General features: G+C 69.6%; 20 protein-coding genes and 1 pseudogene. 11 read left to right on the top strand and 10 right to left on the bottom strand.

The features are described from left to right. Positions 1–261: 261 nt before the first annotated feature. Complete coding sequence (locus tag ACFU53_RS13265; RefSeq protein WP_383990235.1) at positions 262–1626, bottom strand: pyridoxal phosphate-dependent decarboxylase family protein; 1365 nt, start codon at positions 1624–1626, stop codon at positions 262–264. A gap of 126 nt (positions 1627–1752) precedes the next feature. Here ACFU53_RS13265 and ACFU53_RS13260 point away from each other — a divergent pair, with 126 nt between their 5' ends. The 3 genes from ACFU53_RS13260 (at position 1753) to ACFU53_RS13250 (ending at position 4890) form a co-directional block, all read left to right on the top strand. Beyond that, entirely contained in the window at positions 1753–2244 is a 492-nt protein-coding gene (locus ACFU53_RS13260) for a MarR family winged helix-turn-helix transcriptional regulator (RefSeq protein ID WP_383990232.1), read from the top strand. Between the two features lie 484 nt (positions 2245–2728). Continuing rightward, on the top strand, positions 2729–3778 hold the full coding sequence (locus ACFU53_RS13255) for a hypothetical protein (protein WP_383990230.1): 1050 nt from the start codon (positions 2729–2731) through the stop codon (positions 3776–3778). A 2-nt stretch (positions 3779–3780) separates the two neighbouring features. Next, positions 3781–4890, top strand: a complete 1110-nt coding sequence (locus tag ACFU53_RS13250) for a hypothetical protein (protein ID WP_383990227.1) — start codon at positions 3781–3783, stop codon at positions 4888–4890. A gap of 56 nt (positions 4891–4946) precedes the next feature. Here the strand turns inward: ACFU53_RS13250 and acnA are convergent. Together acnA and ACFU53_RS13240 are read right to left on the bottom strand one after the other, a co-directional pair. Beyond that, positions 4947–5242, bottom strand: a pseudogene (gene acnA / locus ACFU53_RS13245) (aconitate hydratase); the annotation flags it as partial. Positions 5243–5396: 154 nt separating this feature from the next. Further along, complete coding sequence (locus ACFU53_RS13240; RefSeq protein ID WP_383990224.1) at positions 5397–6935, bottom strand: RICIN domain-containing protein; 1539 nt, start codon at positions 6933–6935, stop codon at positions 5397–5399. A gap of 478 nt (positions 6936–7413) precedes the next feature. On the opposite strand from ACFU53_RS13240, the gene ACFU53_RS13235 reads away from it, so the two are divergent. The 5 genes from ACFU53_RS13235 to ACFU53_RS13215 all read left to right on the top strand — a co-directional run bounded on the left by ACFU53_RS13235 (position 7414) and on the right by ACFU53_RS13215 (position 16465). Then, on the top strand, positions 7414–7794 hold the full coding sequence (locus tag ACFU53_RS13235; protein ID WP_383990221.1) for a VOC family protein: 381 nt from the start codon (positions 7414–7416) through the stop codon (positions 7792–7794). Between the two features lie 596 nt (positions 7795–8390). Further along, positions 8391–10190 carry a SulP family inorganic anion transporter gene (locus ACFU53_RS13230; RefSeq protein ID WP_383990218.1) on the top strand — a complete coding sequence of 600 codons (1800 nt, stop codon included), beginning with the start codon at positions 8391–8393 and terminating at the stop codon, positions 10188–10190. 492 nt (positions 10191–10682) lie between these two features. Next, on the top strand, positions 10683–12572 hold the full coding sequence (locus tag ACFU53_RS13225; RefSeq protein WP_383990215.1) for a hypothetical protein: 1890 nt from the start codon (positions 10683–10685) through the stop codon (positions 12570–12572). A gap of 268 nt (positions 12573–12840) precedes the next feature. Next, complete coding sequence (locus ACFU53_RS13220; RefSeq protein WP_383990212.1) at positions 12841–13551, top strand: sigma-70 family RNA polymerase sigma factor; 711 nt, start codon at positions 12841–12843, stop codon at positions 13549–13551. Positions 13552–13699: 148 nt separating this feature from the next. Next, on the top strand, positions 13700–16465 hold the full coding sequence (locus ACFU53_RS13215) for a LuxR C-terminal-related transcriptional regulator (RefSeq protein WP_383990209.1): 2766 nt from the start codon (positions 13700–13702) through the stop codon (positions 16463–16465). Between the two features lie 204 nt (positions 16466–16669). On the opposite strand, the gene ACFU53_RS13210 is transcribed toward ACFU53_RS13215, so the two are convergent. The 5 genes from ACFU53_RS13210 to ACFU53_RS13190 form a co-directional block, all read right to left on the bottom strand. Further along, positions 16670–17194 (bottom strand): hypothetical protein, encoded by a 525-nt coding sequence (locus ACFU53_RS13210; protein WP_383990206.1) that lies wholly within the window; start codon positions 17192–17194, stop codon positions 16670–16672. A gap of 440 nt (positions 17195–17634) precedes the next feature. Next, the gene (locus ACFU53_RS13205; protein WP_383990203.1) at positions 17635–18669 is read right to left on the bottom strand and encodes a sulfotransferase; all 1035 of its coding nucleotides are present in this window, start codon (positions 18667–18669) and stop codon (positions 17635–17637) included. A gap of 513 nt (positions 18670–19182) precedes the next feature. Further along, positions 19183–20121 carry an ADP-ribosylglycohydrolase family protein gene (locus tag ACFU53_RS13200; RefSeq protein WP_383990200.1) on the bottom strand — a complete coding sequence of 313 codons (939 nt, stop codon included), beginning with the start codon at positions 20119–20121 and terminating at the stop codon, positions 19183–19185. A gap of 480 nt (positions 20122–20601) precedes the next feature. Continuing rightward, positions 20602–21531, bottom strand: coding sequence for an anti-sigma factor RsbA family regulatory protein (locus ACFU53_RS13195; RefSeq protein WP_383990197.1), 930 nt, complete (start codon positions 21529–21531; stop codon positions 20602–20604). Beyond that, positions 21528–21887, bottom strand: coding sequence for an STAS domain-containing protein (locus ACFU53_RS13190; protein WP_383990194.1), 360 nt, complete (start codon positions 21885–21887; stop codon positions 21528–21530). Before ACFU53_RS13190 ends, ACFU53_RS13195 begins: the two co-directional genes overlap by 4 nt. A 294-nt stretch (positions 21888–22181) precedes the next feature. On the opposite strand from ACFU53_RS13190, the gene ACFU53_RS13185 reads away from it, so the two are divergent. Then, positions 22182–23033: an RNA polymerase sigma factor SigF gene (locus ACFU53_RS13185; RefSeq protein ID WP_383990191.1), complete on the top strand. Its 852-nt coding sequence runs from the start codon at positions 22182–22184 to the stop codon at positions 23031–23033. A gap of 728 nt (positions 23034–23761) precedes the next feature. Here the strand turns inward: ACFU53_RS13185 and ACFU53_RS13180 are convergent. Then, on the bottom strand, positions 23762–24520 hold the full coding sequence (locus ACFU53_RS13180) for a DUF5995 family protein (RefSeq protein WP_383990188.1): 759 nt from the start codon (positions 24518–24520) through the stop codon (positions 23762–23764). A 254-nt stretch (positions 24521–24774) separates the two neighbouring features. After that, positions 24775–25191, bottom strand: coding sequence for an ATP-binding protein (locus ACFU53_RS13175; protein WP_383990185.1), 417 nt, complete (start codon positions 25189–25191; stop codon positions 24775–24777). 270 nt (positions 25192–25461) lie between these two features. Here ACFU53_RS13175 and ACFU53_RS13170 point away from each other — a divergent pair, with 270 nt between their 5' ends. Then, positions 25462–25632, top strand: coding sequence for a hypothetical protein (locus ACFU53_RS13170; protein WP_037692688.1), 171 nt, complete (start codon positions 25462–25464; stop codon positions 25630–25632). Between the two features lie 852 nt (positions 25633–26484). Further along, positions 26485–26829 carry a hypothetical protein gene (locus ACFU53_RS13165; RefSeq protein WP_383990182.1) on the top strand — a complete coding sequence of 115 codons (345 nt, stop codon included), beginning with the start codon at positions 26485–26487 and terminating at the stop codon, positions 26827–26829. Positions 26830–26831 lie beyond the last annotated feature (2 nt).

Here is a 26831-nt window from a genome sequence, read left to right as displayed (position 1 = left end):
GCTGCAGGTCGCCGAGGATGAAGCGCCGGCCTGCCGGTTGCTCGCCGAGAGCGGGACATCGCTCTCGCGCTGGCCGTGCCCGGAACTGGCCCGCGATGTGGTCGCCCGGGCCGTCGCCCCGGCCATGTCGGCCTCGGAGACAGGCCCGAGCGGTGACAGTCATGTGGCCGTGGTGGCTCTTGCCGAAGGAAGATTCGGAAAGGAACTGCGCCACCAGGCCAGGCCGGGCAGGGTGGAACTCCAGTTGCCGTCGTGCTGCGGTCAGTGGGCCCGGGCGAGCTGCTCGACCCTGTCGTGCAGGTCCTGGACGTGGTGTTCGGACTCCGGCTTCATCAGCACGCTCCGCAGGATCCGGGCGCCGCCGGCGTCTGCGGTGACCTTCGGGTGACGTGCGGTGAACGCCTCACGGCCGGCTTTGAGGGTGCTCAGGAAGATCGGGTCGGGGCCGGTCATACCGTTGGTGAGGATGCGGGCGGAGGCCGTGTCGATGCCGGTCAGGGTGGCCGGTTCGACGGTGGCGAAGTAGCTGACGATGTCCAGCTCGGGCTGTTGGTAGAGCGCCAAGTGCTCGGATTCGTCGATGAGTTGCGCCCACCTCAGCGCCGCTCGCCGGCCGGCCGCCAGGACTTGACCGAGGCCGTCGGATGTGGGCGGGAGAAGCTGGAAGGTGAGCCACAGGGCGGCGGCGGAGGCGCCGGCGCGTGAGCATTCCAGGCTGATCTCGCCGAGGTGGAGTTCGGCGGAGGTGAAGTAGGTGTAGGGCGAGTCGTGGAGGTAGAAGCGGCCCACCTCGGGGTCGCGGAAGAGGACGGCGCCGCAGCCGTAGGGCTGGAGTCCGTGCTTGTGCGGGTCGACCACGACCGAGTCGCATCGTGCGACGGCCCGCCAGGGCTCGGCCGGGAGCCCTTCAGGGCCGTCGGCGTCGGCGAGGAGGGTGAAGAACCCGCCGTACGCGGCGTCGATGTGGACGCGGACGCCGTGGCGCTCGGCGATCGGCAGGGCCTGGTGGACGGGGTCGACGGCGCCCAGTCCGGTGGTGCCGGTGGTGAGGACGACGGTGCCGACCTTCCCGGTGCGCAGGACGTCCTCCAGTGCGTCGAGGTCCATGCGGCCCCGGTTGTCGGTGGGTACGGGGTGGCCCGTCATGTCGAGGACGTGGCACATGCGGCCGTGGGTGTAGTGGGCGTCCGCGCTGTAGGCGATCCCCCGGCCGGGGTGGAGTTCGCGGGCCACGAACAGGGCTTCGAGGTTGGCGACGGTGCCGCTGGTCGTGAGGTGGCCCAGGTGCGTGTCGTAGCCGAACATCGCGGCCAACCGCCCGACGACCTCACGTTCCATCGCCGCGGTGGCGGGGCCGCCGTCCAGGGCGTGGTTGTTGGGGTTGATCAGCATCGCCGTGAGGTAGCCGACCACGGCTGCAGGGTGCGGGGGCTTGAGCATCTGGCCCGCGTAGTGCGGGTGGAAGAAGGGATAGTTGTCCTTCAGCCGTCCCGTGAACAGCTCAAAGGCGTCGGCGAAGCCGTCGTCGTCCACCTGGAGGGACGGGTGGGGCTGGTAGGGGCCGAAGGTGTCGGCCCAGTCCTGTATCGCGTGAGTGGCTCGACCGAGCCAGTGCTGCAGATCCACCGATCTCCCTCTCACTCCTGCTCTCACTCTTGGGGTGCGCCCACTCTAGAATTTAATTGACTGATCAGCAATTGACTGATCAGCAATTGATGCAGCAGTAGGTGCTCCGGCAGTAAACTCACGGCGATGAACGACATGTCCGAGCCGAACGCCGCGGCCGCCGCTCACGCCGCCAACAGTGGGCTCGTCCGGGACTTCGGCCTGCTGATCAAGTCCGCGACTCGTCTGGAACAACGGATCGACGCCGCCCTGCGACGGGACTGCGGGATCAGCCACACCATGCTGGAAGTGCTCATCCGACTCTGCCGCCGGCCCGGCGAGGAGGTCTCGCAGCGGCAGTTGGCCGACGACCTCACGTTGACCAGCAGTGGCACGACCCGGTTGATCGACCGGATGGAAGCGGCGGGCCTGATCCGCCGCGTTCCGTCTCCCGAGGACCGGCGGGTGGCCCTGGTGGAACCGACCACCGAGGGCCGTGCGACATTCCTCCGCGCCGCGGCCGTCCATGCCCGGGTGGTGGAGAAGTTCTTCGTCAGGCCGTTGGACGCCGATGACTACGCTCGGCTGACTGATGCCCTGAGCGAGATCGACAAGGCGCTGCGCGAGGCCGCCGGCTGACAGGGTGCGGGACGGCGTACCCGGAGTTGAGGGGCCGCGTCAGAGCTGGATCTTGACGGTGACCTTCGCCAGTGCCATGGTCTGCGCCTGTACCCATTGCGAGCCCGACCGGCACCTCGGGATCCTGGAGTAGGCGATGCCGGGGCGGAGTGCCCCGAGCTGTCACGTGCACATCCCCTCCGTCGGCGAGAGGAGTCGCAGACCCGCGCGTCAATCGAATGTCAGCGCCGTCGGGTCTTCTGTCTGCCAGCGCAAAACCCACAGGTACGGCAACGGTGGCTGCCCCTGGTGCCGGTGAGCCTGGCCCCGGTGCAGGACAAGTGGGGCGCGGCCGTGCGCTACGTCAGCACGCGCCAACGCCGGGCCTCGTTCTTTTGCAGCGGATTTCCCGTCCGCAGCCGCCCACGTGATCGGCCGAATGCCGTCTGTTCACGGGTGGGTGAACGCCAATAGCCTGTGCGACCTTCGCGTTCTGGGGGGTCTTGTGAACGGTCTCCGTGCGGTCATCGTCTGCCTTGTGATCGTGTGTGCCGCGGTGGTGTCGCCGGCCGCGGCTGTGACGCCGAAGTGGTCGGCGCTGCCGGTGCCGGCGGCGGCCCCGCCGGTGACCGTGTCCGATCTCGCCGCCCGCGGGCCGGGTGAGGCGTGGGCGACTGGGTACGAGCACGCCGCCGACGGAGTGCGGCCGATGTTGTACCGGTGGGACGGCACGGCGTGGAGCCGGGACACGACCTTCCCCGGCGCCGGTGAGCCGGGCCGGCTCGGCAAGGTGCAGTTCGTCGGCGAGGAGGTGTGGATCTTCCACGACCGCGTGGGCGTGGGGGAGATCCTGCGCCGGTCGGCAGGAGGGTGGAGTGCCGTCCCGCTGCCGCGGACCCTGTGGACCTACCAGGACTTCACCGCGGTACCGGGTGCCGCGTGGGTGGTCGGTGAGGACGACACCGGGCTGAAGGTGTTGCACTACGACGGTTCCGGCTGGACCACACAGTCCACCCCGGACGATGTGCTGTACCTGATGGGGATCACCGCGCGTACCGCCACCGACGCCTGGGCTTGGGCGGACACCAGCACCGGGACCACCGTCCTGCGCTGGGACGGCACGGCGTGGCGGGACGCGAAGGTGTCGCTGCCGCCGAACAGCAACGTGCACACGATCATGCTCGAACCGTCCGGGCGGGTCACGATCGGCGGCAGCAGGTACACCGACGGCGTGGCCCGCACCTACCTGATGAGCTGGAACGGGCGCGCATGGCGCACCACTTACCCGCCGCTGGGCGACACCTACACCGAGGCCATGGTGCGCGGCCCGGACGGCGCGCTGTGGCTGCCGGTGCGCAGCGACCGCGCGTTCCAGTCGAAGTACGCACGGGTGGACGGCCCCCGCACCACCTTCTCCTACGGCCCGGAGCGCACGAACGCGATCGACGTCAAACCGCGTGCACTGGCGAGGGCCGGATTCTCACTGCTGTCCTTCGGGACCGTCGAGATCTACGGCTCGAAACCAAACCTGATGAGCGAGCGGCTGGGAGGCTGACCATGGCACGCCGACTTCTCGTCGCGGCCCTCGCTGTCGCCATGACGATCATGACCATCATGACCTCGGCCGCGGCGGAGACTCTGTCCTGGCAACACGTTCCGGTCCCGGCACAGGTACGCCCCCAGGCCGGGCTGAACGAGGCCGTGGCGTTCGGGCCGGACCGGGCGTGGGCGGTGGGTGCCGACGCCGTCGGTCGCGAGGCGCCGGGCTTCCCGCTGGTGCTGCGCTGGGACGGAACCGCGTGGCAGCGCCAGAGTCTGCCCGGGATCGGCTGGCAGGGAGAGCTGCTGTCCATCGCCGCGACCTCACCGACCGCGGTCTGGGCGGTCGGCCGCGACGCGGCGGGCGGCGCCCACCTGCTCCGCTTCGACGGCGTCGCCTGGTACGAGAGCCGGCCGCCGCGCGGTGTCGTGCTGACCAAAGTCGTCGCCGGCGGCGGTGAGACCTGGTTGATCGGTTCGCGGGACGGCGCGCAGGTATTGCTGCGCTGGGACGGGCACGGCTGGCGGGACGTGCCGGTGCCGCCGGGATCCGTGTACGGCCTGCACATCCTGGCTGCGGACGACGTCTGGGCCGCGGGCGCCACCGAATCGGGTGCGGCCGTGTCGCACTGGAACGGGCAGGCGTGGCAGCAGACGATCGTGGACGGGTTCCCGCGGTCGGCTGTGAGCAGTGTGCTGGCGGTCTCACCGACGGAGGTGTGGGCGGGTGGCACGGCCGGGTTCGTCGGCGGCCCGGTGGGCCGGCCGATTCCGCCACTGCTGGTCCGCTGGGACGGGCAGGCGTGGAGCCGGGTGACCGTGCCCACCGACTTCGGCTCGATCAGCTCACTGGCACCCACCACGCCCGGCGCGCTGGCCTGGGTCTCGGTGGCCCGCTCGCAGAAGTGGGGCCCGCCGGGCAGCTATCCGCCGTATGTCCCCGGGCCGGATTTCCTTGCCTGGAACGGACAGTCGTTCACCGAGTACAGCGAACCGGCGGTGGCCGGGGAGGGTGACTCCGCAATGCTGCGGCTGGCGCCGGTGCCGGGCACGGCGACGGTGTGGTCGGTCGGCCGCGCCGACGGCCCCGAGGGCACTTTCGCCCCACGCATCCTGCGATTCGGCTGAGAAGACGAACAGGGCTCCGTCCGAAGTGCACGAAGCCCCGTTTCGCGGGCGGAGGCTCAGCCCCGCAGCACCTCGCGCAGCACGTACTGCATGATGCCGCCGTTGCCGTAGTGATCCGCCTCACCCGGGGTGCCGGTGCGCACCTTGGCATCGAACTCCACCTCCTCGCCCGACTCCTTGGCCGCGGTGACGTGCACCGTGGCCGGGATACCGCCTCGTTGAGCGCGGTGATACCCGAGAACCGCAGCGGCAGCACGACCATGCTGATCAGGTTCGACCGGTGGATGCGCTCGAACGACTCGATGATCACAGTGCGCCCCCCCAGCAGCGAGGTTTCCTTGGCCGCCCAGTCAGATGCCTGCGACTACATGCCTGTCCGCGTCGAGCATCACACGCGGGCAATGGCCCTCGGCCGGTCCGTCCCGTTCCCGAGACCCACGCCGGAACCGGCAGCCGACCGGACGACCTGCCATTCGGCCTCCGCATGGCGGAGGCTCCCACACGACTCACGACAGCGAGGTGACGCGGGCGGACCCCTCATCGATGCGCCAGCGCTGGGACCTGCGCTCCCTGTCCTGAGGGACAGGCACCAGGAGGATGATCGCCCCCTCAGCCCGGCGAACGGGCGTCAAGGCCACTCCAGGCTCGGCGACGAGGGTGAGGAGGCCGTCGGCCGCCAGGTCGTACCGCGTATCACCGGGCTCCCCGCCGTCCAGACCCTCCGGAGCGGCGCACGGCCGCAGGGCGACGGTGCCCTGCGGCTCGGCATTCAGACACAGCCCGGGGGCGGCCCGGTTCCGCAGCCGTCCCCCGTCCTCCAACCACCACATCTGGGTCGCCGATCCCCCGCACTGCGCCGTCACCGCAGGTGAGCCCACCACCTCCGCCGAACCGCGCAAGTCGAGGCACAGCCCCGTCCTCACGTTGCGCAGCCGCGTGACCAGGGTTTCGCTCTCGCCGGGGGCCGAAGAGTCGCCGGGCGGGCCGGGGACGGCGGACAGCGCGGGGGCGGAGCCGGACGGGCTCCGGGTCGGCCCGGACGCCGGCCCGCCCGCCGCCTCGCGATCGCCCCCGGTTCCGCTGAGGGCCATGGGAGACGCCGCGATCACCCCGCACAGCACCACACCCAAGGCGACCAGCAGCGGCCACCGGCGCCGCCGTAGTGCGGAATCACCCGCGGCCGTCGGCTGGGCCTCCTCGTCCGCGGGCTGTGGGGCGGGCTCCGAACGCGCGCGAGCCGACGCGATCGCCTGGCGCGCGGGCCGGGTCGCGAGGTAGTCCGCCGCTCGGAAACCCAGTACGGCCTGCGCGAGCAGCGTGGGGAGCCGGTCCGGGGACTGGTCCAGCTGGTCCACCGCCGCCCCGCAGTAGGCGCAGCCGTCGAGGTGTTCACGCACCTCCGCCATCATCTCGATGGATCCTCGGCGGGCGTGGACGTCGATGAGCCGGTTGAGGCGGCGGCAGCGCTCGTCGGGCGCGAGGTCGAGGTGGACCCGGACGCACTCGTCGCGCAGCAGGGTGCGGACGCGCTCGGGATTCAACAGGGAGGGTTCAGCGTCGAGCAGGGACGCCACCGCCTCGATGCCCTCGGCCTCGACCGCGGTGTGCCACAGCAGTACATGAGCGCGGTCCGGCAGGTTCCGTAAGGCGCGCAGGACCAGGCTTCTGTCACTGCTCCCGCGGTCCGTGCCGGACACCGCCCGGCGCGCGACGCTGGTTCCGCCGTCCCGCAGGTCCGGGTGGAGGGACGAGCGCCTGTCGTCCGCACTCCACTCCCGGGCTGCCTCAAGGACCGCCGCGAGCAGCCTCGGCCGCCACGGGAAGTCGACGCCGGCATGCGAGGCCGCGTCGCCGTAGGTGTGCCGGAATGCCTGCCCGGCCAGCCGCTCCGCGGCGCCCCGGCTCGGCCCCGTGCACAGCGCCGCGTAGTCAAGGACGGATTTGCCGTGCAGCGTCAACAGCTCATCGACCGAAGGCGCCGCGTCTCCGCGTTCCTCTTCCATGGGCTCGGAATGCTCGAAGACGAGATCCTCTCCGGGCGTCATGCGCTCTCCTCCGCAGAAAGGAGCTTCCATCGCGGGAGCACCATCCATGAATCCGGTCCCCTCCCTGTTCCGTGCCGTCGATACGGCCGATCGCAGTTCCGCGCTCGGACGCCCGAGCCGGTTGGTCGCGGTCACGCCGGGATCGATCAGGAGTACGTCCCGAACGGTTACACGGTTCACCGATGGGAGCTGTCATCTGCCGTCGGGCCGCTCCGGACGGCGACCACTCTGACGCAGAGGTCACCCGGATTACGGGACGCGAATATCCAGCGGGTGCAGCTGAGCCGAGTCCCAAAGTCAGCTTCCCTACTGCATGGCCAACGGCCTTGCCCGGCTGCCCGGACAGGGGCGGCCCTTAAATCATTTCGCCCGTGCTCGCCTCGTCCGGTACGGTCGCGGGATTGTTTTCACTGCTGGGAGCCCATGAGGTTCGCGTGCGGCCTCCCCGGCAGTTCCCAGGCTGAGAGCAGGTTTCGTTATGGCATGTCGTATCAGTGAGCTCGTGCTCGGTTGCCGCGACCCTGAGGTGCTGGCGCGGTTCTGGTGCGAGGTCCTGGACTTCGTAGTGCTCGATCGCGAAGGGGACGACTACTTCGAGATCGGGCCGCGCGAAGGGTTCGGTGGTCCACAGCCGACGATCATCCTCAGCCGCAGGGATGAGCCGGAGCCGGGGAAGGCCCGACTGCACATCGACGTCAACGCCACCGACCGCGATCAGGACGCCGAGCTCGAACGCCTTCTGAAACTTGGTGCGCGCCCGGCTGACATCGGCCAGACAGGGGAGGAGCAGTGGCACGTTCTTGCCGACCCCGAGGGCAATGAGTTCTGCCTGCTCAAGGCCCGCCTCAACCCACTCTGATGCTCATCGGTCACGCCTCGACACTCTGTATCCAGGGTCTGCCCCGAAGTCCGGTGTGACGGGCGTGTCGTGATCGTGAAGTAGGTGAGGTCTCCGGTAGAGGGTCCGTCGACCAAGAAAAACCCGAAGACCGGAGACCGCGTGGCCACCCTAGCGGTGCGAGGCGGCTTGACCTGGCCGATGAGCAGTGGGCGCGGCTGGAACCGCTGTTGCCTGTGTCCACGCGGTCGGGTCGGCCGTCGGCATGGACGAAACGGCAGCTCATCGACGGGATCAGGGGCGGGTGCGGGTCGGTGCTCCCTGGCGGGACGTCCCGGACTGCCATGACCCGCGTGTCCGCGTCGAGGGCGGCGGACGGATGGTGGTCTCGCAGGCCGGGCCGGCATAACGCCGGCCGCCATCCTGCCCCTGCCCCCGTGTGGGAACTGAGCAAGCTCCTGGCCCGCAGGTCGAGAGACACCTGATGGGCCAACACTTCACCGCGCGGACACAGGCCTCGCCATTCGCGTGCCACGCTTGCCGCGCGTGAACTCTCGACTCCCATCGCACCGGCCGGAGAATACCGGGAGCAGCGGATCAGAACGGAAGGGCGGTCTGTGACAACCCAGCACAAGAGCCGAGGACTTCTGTCCAGGTTGCGGGCTGTTCCCGGGATCCGTGCGGTGTCGTCCTACCGGCGCGAGTGGCTGGTCAAGGACCTGGTCGCGGGAGTCGTTTTGACCACGCTGCTGGTGCCGCAAGGCATGGCGTACGCCGAGTTGGCGGGCCTGCCGCCCATCACCGGTCTGTACACGACGATTCTCTGCCTGCTCGGATACGCGGTGTGCGGGCCGTCCCGGATCCTGGTGTTGGGGCCGGATTCCTCGCTGGGGCCGATGATCGCCGCCACCGTGCTGCCCCTGGTGGTGGCAGACGGGGATCCCGACCGGGCTGTCGCGCTGGCGTCGATGCTCGCACTGATGGTGGCGGCCATCATGATCCTGGCCTCGGTGGCGAAGCTCGGCTTCATCGCCGATCTGATCTCCAAACCGACGATGATCGGCTACATGAACGGCCTGGCCCTGACCATCCTGATTGGTCAGCTGCCCAAGCTGCTCGGCTTCAAGGTCGAGGCGGACAACCTGATCGGCGAGTGCGTCGGCTTCGTGCAGAAACTCGCCGACGGGGCGGCGGTGCCGGCCGCCGCCGCGGTCGGTGGCGGCGGGATCGCCCTGATCCTGGTCCTGCAACGCTTCCTGCCGAAGATCCCCGCCGTACTCGCGATGGTGGTCCTGGCGATCGCCGCGGCCACCGCCTTCGACCTCGGCGCGCACGGCGTCAACCTGGTCGGAGAACTACCCGAGGGCTTCCCACCGTTCACGATCCCGGACATCCGACTCTCCGACCTCGCACCGCTGTTCGGCGGTGCGCTGGGCATTGCCCTGGTGTCCCTGGCCGACACGATCTCCAACGCGTCGGCCTTCGCGGCCCGCACGGGGCAGGAGGTCCGCGGCAACCAGGAGATGGCCGGGGTCGGTGTCGCGAATCTGGCGGCCGGGCTCTTCCAGGGCTTCCCGGTCAGCACGAGCGGATCCCGTACGGCGGTGGCGGAGCGCGCGGGGGCCAGAAGTCAGCTCACCGGGGTCGTCGGAGCGGCGCTCATCGTCCTCATGCTCGTAGTGGCTCCGGGTCTGTTCCGCGATCTCCCCCAGCCGGCCCTTGCCGCCGTGGTGATCACCGCGTCGCTCTCCCTGGCCGACGTCCCGGGGGCGGTACGGTTGTGGCGGCAGCGCCGGGCGGAGTTCCTGCTGTGCCTCGCGGCCTTCGTCGGCGTGGCCCTGCTCGGCGTACTGCCCGGGATCGCCGTCGCCGTGGCCCTGTCCGTCCTCAACGTCTTCCGACGCGCCTGGTGGCCGTACAACACCGTGCTGGGGCGGGTGCAGGGCCTGGAGGGCTACCACGACATCCGCTCCTACCCGCAGGCCGGTCAGCTGCCGGGCCTGGTGATCTACCGGTTCGACGCCCCGCTGATCTTCGCCAACGCAAAGGCTTTCCGCGACGAGATCAGGCGGCTGGCCGACGCCGACCCGCGGCCGAGCTGGATCGTGATCGCGGCGGAGCCCATGACCGACGTGGACACCACCGCCGCCGACGTCCTGGAGGAACTCGACGAGACGCTCAACGCGGACCATGTACACCTCGTGTTCGCCGAGCTCAAGGACCCCGTACGGCGCAAGATCGAACGGTATGGACTCACTCGCACCATCGACCCCCGGCACTTCTTCCCCACCGTGGAGGCCGCCATCGCCGCCTTCCGCCTGCACACCGGAGCGGAGTGGACCCCCCTCAACACCCTCGAACAGCCCACCCGTCCCCAAACCGATACCGCTGCTCCTCCGCCCGTCAACGAGCAGTGACCACCCATTGCTTGGGCGCGATCCGATGGTCTCCCAACCCCCGTGAGTCCCACGGCGGGACAGGTGCCGACCTGTCTTCGACATCGACTCCGCGACGTGGAGTAGTGCCGTGGCGAGTGGTTGCTCCGATGAAGTTGCCGGCCAGGATCCGGGAGACGGTGGCGGCCGAGAGGCCGACGCGCTGGGCCACGTCGCGGATCGTCGCTGTGCGGAGCCGGCCGTCGTCGAGGGGGGCCGGTGCGGCATCGGGCCTCCTGTGTCCGGCACTCGCGTGAAAGCGTTTCCACTCGACCGCCGAGAAGGCCTTCAGGGACGCCAACGCCCTTGAACTCCACAGATGTTGTCGCTTCGACTGCCTTGACGCGCACTTCTCACGGTGCTTCCATCGCAAGCGTGTAAACGGTTTAACTCTCCAGGGTTTCCGTTCCGGACCGAGACCGGACGCCCAGGCCGTACGCCCCGTACAGCAACCGCGAATCACAGGAGGTTGTCATGCGCATGACGTTACGGTCGTGGGTTGCGTGTCGGAGGTCCCTCGGCATCTCGGTGGTCCTGGCCGTCTGTGCCGCGGTGGCCACCGGGCCTGCGAGCCTCGCCTCGTCCGGCGCGACCGCAGCCGTGACCGGCGATGCGACGGTTCAGGCCGCGCGTGTGATGGAGAACCTCGGGCGTGGGGTCGTTGCGGTGCGTTCCGGCAGCAGCCAGGTGCTGGTCTCGTGGCGGCTGCTGGGACTCGATCCGGAGGGCATCGGCTTCGACGTGTACCGGTCCACCGGCGGCGGCGCGTACGCCAAGCTCAACGCGAGCGTCCTGACGGGTGGGACCAACTACGTGGACTCCACGGCCGATCTGGCGCGGTCCAACAGCTACCGTGTCGTTCCGGTGGTGGGCGGGCAGGAACAGGCGCCCAGCGGAGCCTTCACGTTGACGGCCGATCACGCAACGGAGCCCGTGGTCCGTGTGCCGTTGCGCTCCGGCGGGCCGGTGAAGTTCGTCTGGGTCGGTGACCTCGACGGCGACGGCGAGTACGACTATGTCCTGGACCGGCAGACCTCCCCCCAGAAGCTGGAGGCGTACAGCAGCCGCGGTCAGTTCCTCTGGGACGTCGACCTGGGGCCGAACAGTCAGAACCAGGACAACATCGAACCGGGGTCGTCCGCGATCGACATGGGCCACTGGGACGGCGTCACCGTGTACGACTTCGACAGCGACGGCCGCGCCGAGGTCGCCCTGAAGATCGCCGACGGCGTCAGGTTCGGCGACGGGACGACCTGGACGCACGCGGACGACGCGCGTCAGTTCATGGCCGTCCTCGACGGCCGGACCGGAGCGCTCCGCAACTGGGCCGCGGTGCCGACCACTTACCTCGGCGACGGTCCGATGGGCGCGCGTCTCGGGGTCGCGTATCTCAACGGCACCACGCCGAGCCTGGTCGCCTACATGAAGAACCGGCGCGACGACGGGGCCTTCAACCTGATGGTCGCCGCCTGGCGGTTCACCGGCAGTGCGCTGAGGCAGGAGTGGACGTGGCTGCGCGGCAGCCAGAACGCGCCCGACGGGCACAACACCCGCGCCGTCGACGTCAACGGCGACGGGACGGACGAGGTCGCCGAGATCGGGTTCGTCCTCAACGGCGACGGTTCCCTGCGCTATTCGATGGGACCCCAGGGCATCATCCACGGCGACCGCTTCCACATCGCCGACATGGACCCCAGCCGTCCGGGCCTTGAGGGTTACGGCGTACAGCAGGACAACCCGAGCGGCCTGCTGGAGTACTACTACGACGCTGCGAGCGGCTCCGTCATCTGGAAGCACAACGGTGGCCCCGCCGATGTCGGACGCGGCATGGCGGGCGACGTCGACCCGCGCTTCCCCGGCATGGAGGTCTGGTCCTTCTCGGGTCTGTACAACGCGCCCTCCAACCGGCTCACCGAACCGAACACCTCGCTGCGCCCGTGGCCGCAGCTGGGACTGTGGTGGGACGGCGACCTCACCATGGAGCTGCTCAACGACGGCAAGATCGAGAAGTGGAACCCACTGAACCCGACGTCGAGCGGCAGCCTGCCCCGGCTGGTCAGCACCTGGAACCACGGCGCGGTCACGGCCGCGCAGGGCGGGCCCACCCTCGTCGGCGACATCCTCGGCGACTGGCGAGAGGAGGCCGTATACACCAACGCCTCCTACAACGAGCTGATCGTCTTCACCACGAACCAGCCGACGAACACCCGGCTGTACACACCGGCCCACAACCCCGCCTACCGAAACGCCATGACGTTCAAGGGCTACATGCAGTCCCACCACGTCGACTACTTCCTCGGGGCCGGCATGGCCCAGCCGCCCCGGCCGAACATCGCCTACGCGGGAAGCGGTTCCCTCAAGTAGACCGGTCGCGACGTGGGCCCCGGTGTTCGACGAAGAGCAAGACCGGCCACGAAAAGCTCCTCCCCGCGGCACGCCGCCACGGCCGGGGACGCCGCTCCCGCGCCGGGTGCGGACGACGCGGTCGCGCTTCGCCCGGGGGTACACCCGGGTTTCCACGGGTGCGCCCGGGGCCCGTTCCGGACGACGGTGGCTAGGTCACTGAGCCGGGACCTGGCGCACGATGAGCCGGTCCCGGCGGTCCAGACCACCGGGACCGGGGAAGATCGTCATGCACTTGTCCAACACCGACGTCGTGTCGAAACCAGGCTCGTCCAGCGTGGGTACGACCGGGAACACGACGACGACCGCCGTTCGCTCCGGGCCCGAGGCGACGGCAGACTTCGAGCATGTCCGCTCCCGGCTGTTCGGGATCGCCTACCAGTTGCTGGGGCGTGTCGCCGACGCCGAGGACGTCGTGCAGGACGTGTGGGTCCGCTGGCAGGGCGCGGACCGGGCACAGGTGCGGGATCAGGTCGCGTTCCTCGTGACCATCACGATCCGGGTCGCGCTCAACGAGGCGACCTCGGCCCGCGCTCGTCGCGAGGTCAGTGCCGGCGGATGGATTCCGGAACACGATCTCGCATCCGTCGATCCCGCACGGGAGGCCGAACGCGGGGAGGCGATCGAGCTCGCGGTACGGCTCCTGATGGAACGACTGTCCCCTGTCGAACGCGCCGTGTACGTGCTCCGCGAGGCGTTCGCATATCCGTTCCGCGAGATCGCCGAGATTCTCGCGCTGAGCGAGGGCAACGCGCGACAAGTGGCGCTCCGGGCCCGCAGGCATCTCGCTGAACAACGGCACAACCCGGTCGATTCGGCGGAGCGAGACGGGCTGCTCGAAGCCTTCCTCGACGCGGCGCAAGCCGGCGACATGGCGCACCTCATCGACCTGCTCCAGGGACTTCGCACCCGCCGCAACCCCGATGATCCCCCTTGGTAACCATGCCGCTACCAGCAGTTGACGACGCCGTGGCCGGGCCTTGGCGATGACTCTCCGGCTGATTGTCCGGGCCGCGCGCACGGGTGCATGATGGGCACGACCCGAGTTGATCAGGGTCTGGCTCCTTTGAACTGCGCGGTGGTGGTGGATGTCGAGCAGCGCTCCTCGGCGCGGGCTGCGTGGCCGGCGTGGTGAGTGCGGGGCGCTGGATCAGGTGGTGGCCGGTGCCAGGGCGGGGCAGAGCCAGGTGCTGGTGCTGCGCGGCGAGCCCGGGGTCGGCAAGTCCGCGTTGGTGGAGTACCTGGTAGGGGGCGCGGCAGGATGTCAGATCCTTCGGGCCGCCGGCGTCGAGTCCGAGATGGAGCTGGCGTTCGCCGGGTTGCACCAGCTGTGCATGCCGATGATGGGGCAGCTCGATCGTCTTCCCGGCCCACAGCGTGACGCCTTGGCCGTCGCGTTCGGTCTGAGTGCGGGGAGCGCGCCGGACCGTTTCATGGTCGGGCTGGCGGTGCTCAGTCTGCTGGCCGAAGGGGCGGAGGAGCAGCCGCTCGTCTGTGTGGTGGACGACGCCCAATGGCTCGACCGGGTCTCCGCGCAGACGCTGGCCTTCGTCGCGCGCCGCCTGCTCGCGGAGCGGGTGGCGTTGGTGTTCGCGGTGCGCACATCGGCGCTCGCTCCGAGTGATGATCCGCTGGGGGCACTGCGGGAGCTCGTGGTCCGGGGTCTGCGCGACGACGATGCTCGCGCACTGCTGGACTCGGTGGTCCCCGGGCGGCTGGACGAACGCGTCCGGGACCGGATCGTCGCCGAGACCCGCGGCAACCCGCTGGCTCTGCTGGAATTGACGCGGGGGTTGACTGCGGCAGAGCTGGCCGGCGGGTTCGGACGACCGGACGCGCGGCCGCTGGCGAGTCAGATCGAGCAGACCTTCCTGCGGCGCATCGGGTCGCTTCCGCACGCGGCGCAACGGCTGCTGCTGGCGGCGGCCGCCGAGCCGGTGGGGGACGTACCGCTGTTGCGGCGGGTGGCCGAACGGCTCGACATCGGGGCGGAGGCCGCGGGGGCGGCCGAGGCGGCGGGACTGATCGAGTTCGGAGCGCGGGTACGGTTTCGACATCCGCTGGTGCGCTCGGCGGCCTATCGCGCGGCCGACCCCGGAGAACGCCGGGACGTGCATCGTGCGCTGGCCGAGGCGACCGATCCCGCGTTCGACTCGGATCGACGGGCCTGGCACCATGCCCACGCGGCGGTCGAACCCGACGAGGCCGTGGCGGGCGAGCTGGAACGCTCAGCCGGCCGGGCCCAGGCTCGCGGTGGTGTCGCGGCGGCGGCCGCGTTCCTGAGACGTGCGACCGAGCTGACGCCCGATCCGGCCAGACGCGGAGCCAGGGCGGCGGCCGCCGCGCAGGCCGCCTTCGAGGCCGGGGCGCCCGACGCGGCGCTCGAACTCCTCGCCGCCGCGGAGATGGGCCCGTTGGACGAGGTCCGGCACGCACGGCTGGCCCGGCTGCGCGCCCAGATCGTCTTCGCGCGCAGGCGCGGCGGTGAGGCTCTGCCGTTGCTGCTCGACTCGGCCGGCCGACTGGAACGGGTCGACGACGGACAGGCACGGGAGGCGTACCTCGAAGCGGTCGGAGCAGCGGTCTTCGCCGGTCGCCTCCATGGACGTATCGGAGTGCGGGAGGTGGCCGAGGCCGCCCGCGCCGCACCGCGCGGACCACAACCCCCGCGGCCGGCGGACCTACTTCTCGACGGCCTCGCGACACGGTTCGCCGAAGGCTACGTCAAGGGTGCGCCGCTGCTGAAGCCCGCGCTGCGGGCGTTCCGGCGAGCCACCGGGCACGACGAGGACGACGACGCCATGCGCTGGCTCTGGCTGACGTGGCTGGTCGCCGGCGACCTGTGGGAGGACGAAGCGTGGCATGAACTGACCACTCACGCGGTCCGGACGGCTCGCGAGACCGGCGCGCTCAACTTCCTTCCCCTGGCCCTCGGCTACCGCGCCGCCGTGCACGTGCACGCCGGAGAGTTCGACCTTGCCTCGGCGTTGATCAACGAGTCCGACAGCATGACGGAGTTGACCGGCAACTCGCCCATCGCGTATCCCTCGCTTCTGCTCGTGGCCTGGCGTGGCGAGGATTCCCAGGCACCGGCGCTGATCCAGGCCGCCGCCCGGGACGCGACCGCCTGGGGCGAGGGGCGAGCGATCGGCTTGGCCCACTACCTGCTCGCGGTGCTGTACAACGGCCTCGGCCAATACCAGGACGCCCTGGCCGGCGCCGAACGGGCGGTGGAGCACGACGATCTGGCGGTCGTCGGCTTCTCCCTCGTCGAACTCGTCGAGGCGGGCGCTCGCAGTGATGCCCCTGAGGCGGCCGCGGCTGCCCTGCGCCGACTCGAGGAACGGGCCGACGCCGGCGGCACGGACTGGGTCCTTGGCCTCCTGGCCCGGTCGAGAGCGCTGCTCTGCGACGGCCCGGCCGCCGACCTGCTGTACCGCGAGGCCATCGAGCGCCTGGAGCGCAGCCGGATCGCCGTCCACCTCGCACGCACCCACCTGGTGTACGGCGAGTGGCTTCGTCGCGAGAACCGACGCCTCGACGCGCGCGAGCAACTGCGCACGGCTTACGAGATGCTGCGCGGTTTCGGAGCAACCGCCTTCGCCGAGCGCGCCCGTCGCGAACTCCTGGCCACCGGCGAGTCGGTACGGCAACACGCGGTCGACGTACGTGAGGCCCTCACCGCGCAGGAAGCCCAGATCGCCCGGCTGGCCGCCGACGGAAAGACGAACTCCGAGATCGGCGCCCAGCTGTTCATCAGCCCTCGCACGGTCGAATGGCACCTGCACAAGGTGTTCACCAAGCTCGACGTCAACTCACGGAACAAGCTTCGCGGCGCGTTGGCCCGCGCCTGACGGTTGGGTGTTCATTCGACGAGCTTGCCCGCGGTGGACGCCTCGCGTCTGGGCTTCACGAACCCGAATCCTCGCCCTGCTCATCATCGCCGTCCTCACGGCCGGCACAGCCTCAGCCGGTGCCGCCGTCCAGGACAACGACCCCCGCGACACCGCCGTCGCTTCCACCCGTCGGCCCTCGCGGCACGTCGCCCGGCGGAGGGGTCAGGCGGCGCGGCAGAGCACAGCCGGGCCGGCGGGTGCCGCGGCGCGGGCCGCGGTCGTGTGCACGGGACGGGTGGCGCGGACGGTGACCGCGGCCTGCGAGCGGTTCCGTGCGAAGACGACGAGGCGCAGCACCGCGAACCGCACGACACCGGCGAGTGCGGAGGCGGACAGGTAGACGACCTGTTCGAGCACCGCGCTGGGCGCCGCCACCGACTGCTGCAGGACAAGCATCGCCACACAGGTTCCCGCGTACGCGGCCACCGCGGACCCGGCCGACTGCGCGTGCTGGCGCCAGGTCGCGCGCCCGCCTGCGCCGAAGGTGAAGCGGGCGTGCAGCTCGGTGGCGAGGAGCGTGGAAACCGCAGCGATCAAGGCATTGGCCAGGGCCCAGGGAATCCAGGAGGCGAGGGCCGCCACGGCGAAGCTGGAGGCGAGTCCCACTCCGCCGCCGCAGAGCACGAAGCGGGCGAAGGCGGTGAAGGCGCCGGGTGCCGCCTGCTGCCGACTCTGCGATCTCTCCATGATCCGACCCCTTTGAACGCTCACACCGCGAAACGCGCATCTCTCGGCCTATGAGGCCTTCGGTCCGTCGTTTCTTGTGATGGAAACGCTACGTTGCATTCACTTATCTAGCAACGTACTTGTTGCGCATGATCACAATAATTGCAGGTAAGAGCCCTGATATCGTTGCAACTGGAGTGAGGTTAATGCAACAAACCTATCACGCTTGTTGCAATGAATTGAAAGTGAATGCTACGACACCCCGGACCGAGCCGGGCCCCTGGACCGAGATCCGTGCCGTGTGCACGCCCCCAGAGGCCCGGCCAGGGTCACGCCACCCGCCGGAAGCGGGAAGCCGAGGCCGAAGGGGGCGGCAAAGGCGGCCCGCGGAGCCGGATCGGTTCGTCGAACGGACCCCACCGCGGGTCCGGCTGCGGTGCGGGTGCGGGTGCGGGAGAGCGTCAGGGGATCGGTTGCCCCTCCAGGACGTGGGTGCCGGGGGCGCAACTGTCCTGCAGTTCGGCGAGTTCGGCGCCGGGCAGGCTGCGGGCGGAGCCTCGTCGGCCGTGGTCGAGCAGGGCGGACGCGGTGTGCAGCCACTGTGGCAGGGGGGCCACGCCGATGAACTCCGCCAGGCGGGTCAGCTCTTCGGCAGGGTCGTCCAGGAGGGTCTCGTAAGCGAATGTGGTGCGCCGGCCGGCGGGGAGCCGGGTGAGGAACTCCGTTCCTTCGGTGACGAGTTCGGACCACAGGGCGCCGAAGGTCCGCAGGGGGATGTGCCGGTCGCGTACCAGGGCGGGGTCGAAACGTTCGTCGAGCAGGGGCGCCAGGTCCGGGGGCAGCGCGCGGACGTGCTCGGGGGTCAGGTCGGCGAAGCTGTCGATGCCGGAGCGGGTCTTGAGCTCGCGGAGCAGGGAGATGGTGCGGTATCCGGGATGGCGGCTCATGGACAGGGCGCAGTCCGGGCCGTCGCGGAACATGTGCACGAACTTCGCGTCCGGGAAGGCCTCCCGCAGTCCCGGTGCCCAGCCGGTCGAGTAGCCGGAGCGCTCCACGACGGCGGTGCGTCCGAGCCGGGCGCAGAGCAGGCCGAACAGGGCCCGGTGGTGCTCGGCGGCGGTGCGCTCCGGCCACCGCACCACCGCTGCGCCTAGTTCGTCGAGTAGTCCGTCCGGGTCGTCGGTGAGATGGGGCAGCACCATCAGGGAGAGCGCGGGAATGCCCGCGGTCTGTGCCGAGTACCTGCCGGGGCGGCGGGTGTAGAGGAACTCCGGCAGTGGCAGCCCGCTGCGGATCATCCGCTCGAAATGCGGCGCGGGCCGGAAGAGCGCCTGCCAGAACTCCTCGCCGTTCACCTTCCCCCCGGGGAAGGCCGCGTCGCCCACCGAGGCCATGAACTCGTTCAGGCTCAGCACGTCCGGGTGGGCGTTGAGGATGCTTGACAGCGCCGTCGAGCCGCTGCGCCCCGTACCGAAGACGAAGGTCAAAGAACGCATGATCCCCTTTCGAATGGTGCGATCGGTGCCGTCCATGGGGGCATTGACCGTGCGTACTGTGCAACTCTGCCCGATCCGACAGGTTGTGGACCCGTAACGCCGGGCAGGCGTGCCACGGCGAACCAGAGAGATCGCACACCCAGTTGAATGAGCATGGTCGTGCCGCCGTCCCAGCGGGTCTTGCGCCGGCCGGTGGGCAGGTCAAGAGGTTCTGGTCGACACCAATGCAGAACAGCATCCTCGGCGGTGCGTCGGAAGCAGGTGCGTGCGCGCGATGACGTGGTCGAGGGCAGCGCGGGCGATATCGAGGCCGACAGCGGCCAGACCTGGGAGGCGGCTGCATCTCGTCGAGATCATCGGCGACCGGCCTGGTCGCGTGTCAGTCGAGGGTTTCGGCGAACGGGCACGTCCAGGTAGTGGCGTTGTGACGCGGATACTCCCCCGGAGGCGCCAACCAATTGTCCCTGGCCACGACCCTCAAGCACCGTCGGAGCGGAGGCCGCGCGTTTGTCCCTACCCACCCAGCGCCCTTCGGGCCCCCGTAGGGGCTTCCCAGCGGCTCCAGGCGGGGATGTCCTCGCGGGCTTCGAACCACGCGGCGGGCAGCCCGCCCGTGCCGGTGCGGGCCGCGACGATCCCACCGGCGATCGCGCAGGTGGTGTCGCGGTCGCCCCACGCGGCAACGGTCTGCCACAACGCCTCGCCCAGGTCGTCCAGATGCCCGGAGGCGGACCACAGAGCGAACGGAACCGTGTCCGGGGCCGAGATCAGCGTCCCCGAGCCCAGCACGGACGCGGCGTGGCGAACCGACGTACGGTCGGAGAAGTTCGCGGCCACCAGCAGTCGGGAGCGGACGTCACTGTCCGGCACATGGTCGGCGACCTCCCGCAGAAACTCCGCGCGCGGCGGAGCGTCTGGACCCTCGTCGGCAGCTGCCAGCGCTGCGGCGACTGCTACGGCCACGGCGCCGGCGACGGCCTCGGGATGAGCGTGAGTGGTCAGCGCGGACAGCCGGGCCTGCTCGCCCGCAGCCGTCAGATCGTCACGGAACCATGCCCCGAGAGGGGCGACCCGCATCGCAGCGCCGTTCCCGTAGGAACCCTGTCCGCCGAACTGCGCCGTGGTGACGGCCCGCCAGTCCCCGCCCTCGCGAATGCTCCGGAGTACACCGTGCATCGACGGCCCATACTTGCGCCCCGGCTCCCGCTCGTACTCGGCGGCGAACTCATCCGCCAGACCATCCGGGCGGATCTCTCCATGAGTCATCAGGTGAGCGAACAGGACGAAGGCCATGGCGGAATCGTCCGTCCACGACCACGGCAGCGGACGCAGGTCCCGCGCGGCCCACTGCTCCTCGGCGTTCTCGTCGGAGCCCGTGAACCAGCTGTCACCGAAGGCATCGCCCATCACAAGGCCGTCCAGGCTCGCATGGGCGTGCTGCGGACCGGTCATCGGAAAACTCCTCTGCACGAGTCGCCGGCCCGGGTGACCGGCAGGACGGGATCACTGTCGCCAACGACCGCTTCCATCGAGGCGCCAGAATTGCGCGGCTCCCTCAGCACCGCCCGGGAGCGTATACGCGGGCGCGAGGATGCCCGCGCCCGGGATCCGGTGTTGCGGGCCCTTCGGATCGTCGGCCTCGACCAGGTCATCTCCTGCCATCCCACCGTCGAGCGAACCCTGGCCGTCTGACCCACTTCGCGTCCCGTGTGCCGGCGGCCCGGCGCTGCCGCCCGCTACCTCTACCCGGCGTCCACGCCCGGTTCATCCTGCTCACGTGAAATGCCGCTGCGGCACGGCCGCCCCCCACCCCCGACCCGCCTGCACGGCGTCATGGGCCTGCGTGGGGATCTTCAGCAACGCACCTCTGGTCTCGCCGGCTCATCTGCTTGACCGCCATGAACAGCGGCCCGTTTCGGCGGGGCGAAGTGGTCAACGGTTGAGGTAGAAGCGGATGGTGGTGCTGTCCTGGGCGGTGTGGAGGCGTACGAGGTCAGCGATGTAGTGGACGAGCATCAAGCCGCGCCCGCCCAGCTGGTCGCGTGCCGGTGGCCGACGGCCCGCCAGCGGATCGGTCAGCCGACCGCGGTCGTGGACCTCGCAGGCGATCTGCTCGCCCTCGGCCCAGATCCGCAGCGTCCCCGATCCACCGCCGTGCACCACGCTGTTGGTGGTCAGCTCCGCCACCGCCAGCGTCAAATCCTGCAGCCGGTCACCGTCAAGGCCCAGCTGCTTGGCTTCCTGGACTGCGAAAGAGCGGACCTGCGGGAGTGCTGCCGCGTCAAACGAAAGGGACGCCGCTCCCGGCGGGTACGTGAGCGGCTGGTTGTAGCGAGCGACAACCAGCTCTGGATCGTAGGCGTCGCTGGTCAGTTCGACGCCGGTGTCGATGACCACGGGATGGGTGGCGTAGGCGTCAGCGAGCACACCGGGCTCCAGGCCATCCGCGTCGTACGGGCACAGGATCGTCACCTCACGGCCCTGGAAGGCCGCGTTGATGAGAGCCTCGTGCTGGACGCACGCCGGGTACTCCACGGCCGAACGACTGGCCCAGATCGGTTCCCCGATGATCCTCACCCGGCCGGCCGGGTGAGCGTCGGCGAAGGCACGCAGTACGCCGGGGATGATCCGCCCCGGGTTGCGGCCCGCCTGGGTCATGTCGAGGAACTTGACCTCGGCGGCACTCGCCCCCATTTCGGCCTTGATCAGCTCGAGGTTGGGGCCGGGAACGGCGACGGCGACGGCCTCTCCGGCGGCCAGACCTTCCACCAGGAAGGGCACCGTGCCCGCCGTGTACTGCTCCCTGCCCCGGTAGAACAGCGCAGGGTGCACAAAGGGTTCACTGCTGGTGGCCGTACTCATCGCCCCGCCACCTCGATCGTCGGAAGGCCAGGCCAGAACATGTCCAGGATGCGCTCCAGCTCCGGCGGCGGCCGGTCCAGGACGATTCGGCCGGCACCCAATTGCTGCGCGGTGACCGCCAGCGCCGCCGCGCCGCCCACATCGATGGACATCAGGCCGGACAGTTCCACGAAGGAGAGGTCCGTGTGGGCGCTCGCCAAATCCTCCAGGGCCTGTTCCCATGATGAACGGGTGATCACGTTGATCTCTCCAGCGGCACGAATCCCAGGGCGACCGGACAAAGAGCGGATCTCCAGCACAGCGCCGCCGTGCGACGGCGCCGGGACCGGCCTTTCCACGCCGTGGGAGGCATTCACGTTCTCTCCCCTGCCTCAGGTGCCGCCGAGCGGCGCTCCCCATCTCTCCGCTTACCGCTTACCGCACTACGGACAGGCGGGCTGCGGACACGTCATCGTATAGCCCCCAGTGCACCGGGCGTCGGCGGGCCGGAGAGAATGGCATGTGGTTCTCCCCTCATTCCCGGGACCGCAATGGGTGAACAGAGCCGATCGCGAAAATGTTGCGCATGGTCGTAGACGGACGGGGTAAGCGGCTCGTCGTCGGCCCACAACGGGCAAGGGTTGGCCGACACGCAAGGGAGGGAAGCAAGGATGACGGCGAGCATGAGTCTCCGGACGGGCGTCGATCGCGCTACCGCGCAACTGCCGGAGGTTACCGATCCGCTGAAGGTGGCCCCCAAGGACGCGCGGTCGCTGTCGAAGCTGTTCTTCGAACAGCTGGCCATTTTGGAAGAGGGCACCCGCGAGTACCAGTACGCGCGCAACACGCTGATCGAGATGAACATCTCCCTCGTCCGCTATGCGGCCGGCCGGTTCCGCAGCCGGGGCGCGGACGAGATGGAGGACATCGTTCAGGTCGGCATGATCGGGCTGATCAAGGCGATCGACCGGTTCGAGCTCTCGCGTGAGGTGGAGTTCACTTCCTTCGCCGTCCCCTACATCGTCGGAGAGATCAAGCGGTTCTTCCGCGACACCTCGTGGGCCGTGCACGTACCCCGGCGTCTGCAGGAAGCCCGCGTCGAACTCGCCCGCGCCACCGACGAACTCAGCAGCAGGCTGGGCCGTACCCCGACGGTCAAGGAACTGGCCGAGCTGATGAACCTGTCGCAGGAAGAGGTCGTCGAGGCACGCCTGGCCGCCAACGGCTACAACTCCTCTTCCCTCGACGCCGCCATCAACGGTGACGAGACCGGGGAGGCGGCGCTGGCGGACTTCATCGGCACCGAAGACGCCGCCATGGAGCTGGTCGAGGACTTCCACGCCCTGGCCCCGCTGCTCGCCGAACTGGACGAGCGCGACCGGCAGATCATTCACATGCGGTTCGTCGAAGAACTCACCCAGGCCCAGATCGCCGAGCATCTCGGCTGCTCCCAGATGCATGTCTCACGCCTGCTCTCGCGCACCCTGACCCGCTTGCGCCGGGGCATGCTCACCACAAACTGAGCCGAACGGCAGCCGACGGTCCGCTGCCGCCTCCGCGCGACCGCACGCAGGAACGCCCGGGCCCTGCCCCGGCTCTGCTCCTCCCGGCTTCGGCCCGGCCGCACCCTCTTCCGGCTGCAGAGGGTGCGGCGGGCGTCGCGGGCCCGCCTGGCAGTGCGCCCTGGTGGGCCGGAGCAGCACGTCCGGGGTACGGAAGCGCTCGAAGCCGAGTAGCGAGCAGAGCAGAACGGCAGCGGCAATGGGTTTTGGAGTTGCCCCCCACCGGCCCCCACCCGGTGGGCCGCCGCACCCTGCACCTGGTCGACCGCCACCCCACCGACCCATGGCTGCCAACGGCGAGGAACCGGGAGCTGATGGGGGAAAGGCCCCGTTCTGTGGGGCCCCGTTCTGTGGAAGCCGGGACGGGACCCCTTGTTCGCCTCGCCATCACCGCCTTGTTCGCCTCGCCATCACCGCCTTGTTCGCCTCGCCATCACCGCCGGTCGCGTCAGAGCAACTCCGGTGCGATGCGTATGCCGCCCCGCACGTGACCGCCGTCGCCCCGGGGGACCGCGGTCCCGCGGGGCGTCGGCCTGGGAATCGTCCGCACGTGGGTCTGCTGAATCGCTTCGTCGAGCGGCGGACAAGGCTCGTTCTGACACTGGGTGAGCCGGTGTTCGGCACCAGCTCCAGCAGGATGCTGGACGGTCGATCCGCCGGGCCTCGCCCGGTCCCCTGCCGGGCGGAGGTCACTCCATGGCGTTGTCCAGATGAGTGATGACGGCGGGCACGTCCTCACTCTCGGTGCTCCGGATCAGCTGCAGGGCCGGCCGGACGAGGCCGCCCGGTCGCGCTATCAACCGTGCGAGCACGGCGGCCCGGACCTCGAGCCGCTCGATGGTGGCCTTGCGCTCCCCTTCGTTCTGGCCGGCGAGCAGGACGGCGTTGTACCACGCCTCCTCGCGGGACTGACGGACACTGAAGTCGAGGATCCGCTCGTCGGTGCGGGCTCCGACCTGATCCAGCAGCGACATGAGTGGTGACAGGGCGCCGACCGACTCCTGCACCGCCAGCACCACCCGCGCAAGGATGTCGTTGATCAGCAGAAAGTCGCGCCGTAACGCGTGGATGGCCTCGCCCGGGCTGGTCCGCGCGGCGGCGATGGCCAGGTCCAGGTTGATGTGCGCGTTCACGCCGAGCAGCAGGTGCTGGACGATGACGGTGTCGGCGTCGTCGAGCAGCCCGAACGCCTCGCGCCAACAACGCGGCCCGCTCCGGTCACGACGCCAGGCGTCGTAAGCGTCGAAGTAACGGTTGCCGAAGTGCGTGTCGAAACGGTCCATTCGGGCGCCGTCGTCGAACAGCCCACCGTGAATGGCGGTGCGGACCTCAACCGTCACCTGTCGGTACAGCGCCGCGAAGTACCCGACCCGGTCACCGGCGCGGCCCGCCTTTCGCACGATCCCGGCAAGCCTGTCCACGACATCGTCGATGTTCTCTGCCGCCATGCCCAACTCCCTCTCGCGGTCCCCTCGTTGGGTCCGCACACTGACTGCTGTCCGCAGTGCCGACTACAGCCCCGTCCTACCACCGCACACCGTGGAGGGTCCACGCCCTGGAGGAACTGGGACGGGAGCCCCGCTCGTCTCCCCACCATGGCGGCGGCCGCGGCACACCGGGAGACGGGACTGTGCGTGGGGCCATGGGGGTTGAACGACGAGCTCAGCCCTCTGAGGGGCAGGCCACTGGTGAAGCAGCGCGCTCAGCTGCCACCTGGCCGGTCGGCGCCGCCTGGACGGAAGCACGCCGACACTGTCTTGCCGTGCCGCTGGCACTTCATCTGCAACTCATCAGCGAGCATCCGTACGATCCCCACTCCGCGGCCGGAGGCCTCACCCGCCTGCGGGTCACGCTGGCGTGGCAGTGTCGGGTCCTCGTCGTGGACGCTCACATGGAGGCAGTCGCCGTCCCAAGTGAGGATCAGATGCGCGTCGCTGTGTGCGTGGACATGTGCGTTGGTGAGCAGTTCGGACACTGTCAGGACGACAGCGTCCACCGTCTCGGGCTCAGCAGCGGTCCACGGAAGCGACTCCAACTGCCTTCGCGTCCACCGTCGGCCGGCGTACACGCCCCCTGATACGGGAAACGAATGCGCCCAGCCCATCGCCTTGATCACCACCGACTTCCCCGTCCTGTCGTCCCAATCAACTCGTACACACCGTGTGCCCGCCAACCGCGTTCGCAGACCTTTCCGTCGCCGGTGTCCTTTCAAGTCCTGGCCCACGGCCTGGCCGAGGTGTCCACGCTTGGCGCTTGGGACCGTGCGATGAGAGGCAAGCATGGCTGTAGTCAGCCCGTCAGATACCCCGAGCGGCGAATAAGCAACAGATAAATTTCAGCGTGTGCGGAGATCGCGGCGGGGCACACGACGGGACGGAGGTTGATAACCATGGTTCCCCTGCTACTCGTTCTGCTGCTCGCCCTGATCCTCTTCGGCGCCGGGTTCGCCCTCAAGGCCCTGTGGTGGATCGCCGTGATCGTCCTGGTCATCTGGCTGGTCGGCTTCCTCGCTCGCTCCACCGGACCAGGCGGGAAGCGAGGTCGCTGGTATCGCTGGTAACACGCATTCATAGATGCCACACGCGGAGTGGGGGCGCGCCGAACGCCGGTGCGCCCCCACCCATATCCGTTGGTCTCTCACGTCGCGCACACACGGGTTGCCCCCGGTCTGTCCGCGGGTCCGCGGGCCGGTCAGACCGAGAGCCGGCGTCCCCGCGCGCGCCTGCACCGTCTCCGCCCCGTGCCCACACCGCGGCTTCGGTATCGGTCTGGTTCGCGAAAGCACTGGACCGCACGGACATCCCGCTGGAGGGAGTCATCCTCGTAGCTGCCCGCCCCACGCTGGATACTCTGCGGATAGCCGCTGTTTTCGGCAACATCGGGATCGGTACGCCGGAATCGGCGGCATCGCCGACGTCGGAGACATTGCCCGGCGTCGGAGACATTGTCGTCGAATCGAGCGTGGTGGCGACGTGCCCGGGTACCGGCTTCGGCGTGGTCGCCGCCACAGATGGTGGGCCTGGCAATCCCTGAGGCGGTAGGGCTGTTGCCGCATCGGCCTCTAGGTTGCGTTTGTCGCCGTTCGGCCCACTGGAGAACCCTGGTGCCGTTGGCGGTGGACTGATCCTTCACCCCGAGGGCCCGCCAGAACGGGGAACGTTACCCGTCGAGCGCCCATGAATGTCTGGTCCGGGTGCCACCCAGGCCGCGCAGGAGGTCTGCGGGTGGGAGCCGTCCGGCCAGGGCGGCACTCATGCGATGGCAGGTAGTGCACAACAAAGCTTGCCGGGCCCTTGCTTCCCACCTGTCACGTGGAGTCCTGCCATGCCCCGCCTGATCCCGGACACCCGGCCGCAGCGCGTCCTCGAACTTCGTCTACACCGTTGGCAGCGGCCTCTATCTGACTGCCGGCGTGCTGTATTTCACCCAGGCGGTTCACCTTCCGGCGGACAGGGTGGGACTCGGCCTCGGCTTAGCCGGTCTTGTCGCGCTGGCTCTGGGTGTCACGGTCGGTCATCTGGCGGACACATATGGAGCGCGCGGCGTCTACACGCTCACCCTCGCGGTCCAGGCACTGGCCACGGCCGGTTTCGTACTGGCGGACAGCTTCTGGCCGTTCGTGCTCGCGGTCTGCGCGGCCGCCGGGGCGAAGACGGCCGGAACAGCCGCCCGCTCCCCGCTCATCAGGCACTACGGAGGGGACCGGCGCGGGGTTCTCCGACCATGGTCAGCGTGTCGGTGCGGTGCGGATACCTGAGG

Source organism: Streptomyces sp. NPDC057474 (genome assembly GCF_042802555.1).
GTDB lineage: Bacteria > Actinomycetota > Actinomycetes > Streptomycetales > Streptomycetaceae > Streptomyces.
This window is presented reverse-complemented; position numbering and strand designations above follow the sequence as displayed.

Excerpts from the sequence above, each read along its gene's own strand:
- ACFU53_RS13260 (WP_383990232.1), top strand. The coding sequence starts at position 1,753 with ATGAACGACATGTCCGAGCCGAACGCCGCGGCCGCCGCTCACGCCGCC.
- ACFU53_RS13250 (WP_383990227.1), top strand. The coding sequence starts at position 3,781 with ATGGCACGCCGACTTCTCGTCGCGGCCCTCGCTGTCGCCATGACGATC.
- ACFU53_RS13240 (WP_383990224.1), bottom strand. The coding sequence starts at position 6,935 with ATGACGCCCGGAGAGGATCTCGTCTTCGAGCATTCCGAGCCCATGGAA.
- ACFU53_RS13235 (WP_383990221.1), top strand. The coding sequence starts at position 7,414 with ATGGCATGTCGTATCAGTGAGCTCGTGCTCGGTTGCCGCGACCCTGAG.
- ACFU53_RS13225 (WP_383990215.1), top strand. The coding sequence starts at position 10,683 with ATGCGCATGACGTTACGGTCGTGGGTTGCGTGTCGGAGGTCCCTCGGC.
- ACFU53_RS13220 (WP_383990212.1), top strand. The coding sequence starts at position 12,841 with ATGCACTTGTCCAACACCGACGTCGTGTCGAAACCAGGCTCGTCCAGC.
- ACFU53_RS13215 (WP_383990209.1), top strand. The coding sequence starts at position 13,700 with ATGTCGAGCAGCGCTCCTCGGCGCGGGCTGCGTGGCCGGCGTGGTGAG.
- ACFU53_RS13210 (WP_383990206.1), bottom strand. The coding sequence starts at position 17,194 with ATGGAGAGATCGCAGAGTCGGCAGCAGGCGGCACCCGGCGCCTTCACC.
- ACFU53_RS13205 (WP_383990203.1), bottom strand. The coding sequence starts at position 18,669 with ATGCGTTCTTTGACCTTCGTCTTCGGTACGGGGCGCAGCGGCTCGACG.
- ACFU53_RS13200 (WP_383990200.1), bottom strand. The coding sequence starts at position 20,121 with ATGACCGGTCCGCAGCACGCCCATGCGAGCCTGGACGGCCTTGTGATG.
- ACFU53_RS13195 (WP_383990197.1), bottom strand. The coding sequence starts at position 21,531 with ATGAGTACGGCCACCAGCAGTGAACCCTTTGTGCACCCTGCGCTGTTC.
- ACFU53_RS13185 (WP_383990191.1), top strand. The coding sequence starts at position 22,182 with ATGACGGCGAGCATGAGTCTCCGGACGGGCGTCGATCGCGCTACCGCG.
- ACFU53_RS13180 (WP_383990188.1), bottom strand. The coding sequence starts at position 24,520 with ATGGCGGCAGAGAACATCGACGATGTCGTGGACAGGCTTGCCGGGATC.
- ACFU53_RS13170 (WP_037692688.1), top strand. The coding sequence starts at position 25,462 with ATGGTTCCCCTGCTACTCGTTCTGCTGCTCGCCCTGATCCTCTTCGGC.